Source organism: Streptomyces sp. HD, from assembly GCF_028369295.1.
Classification (GTDB): Bacteria; Actinomycetota; Actinomycetes; order Streptomycetales; family Streptomycetaceae; genus Streptomyces.
The window spans coordinates 1-357 of record NZ_JAQMYP010000192.1; the positions used below are offsets into that span (position 1 = coordinate 1).

At 64.4% G+C, this 357-nt stretch carries 1 protein-coding gene; it reads left to right on the plus strand.

Annotated features, from left to right (window positions below):
- Window positions 1-9: 9 nt before the first annotated feature.
- A partial coding sequence (locus POF73_RS45955) for an AMP-binding protein (protein WP_272125507.1) occupies window positions 10-357 on the plus strand: 348 nt, incomplete at its 3' end.

A 357-nucleotide genomic window follows, 5' to 3' on the forward strand; every position in this document is an offset into this window, starting at 1 on the left:
TTGGAGTTCATGCTGCGGGATACGGCGGCGGGTGTGGTGGTGACGCAGGAGGCGCTGCGAGACCGGCTGCCGGACACCGGAGCAGTGACGCTGTGTGTCGACGTCGATGTGGTGGACGAGCCCACCGATGCCCCGCCGGTCGACGTCACTCCGAATGATGTGGCGTACGTGATCTACACGTCGGGTTCGACCGGGACTCCGAAGGGGGTGTTGGTCGAGCATCGCAGTGTGGTGAACCGGCTGCGTGGCACTGACGCGGACTTCGGTTTCTCGCGCGGTGACGTGTGGACGTTGTTCCATTCGTTCGCGTTCGACTTCTCGGTGTGGGAGATCTGGGGAGCGCTGACGTATGGCGGG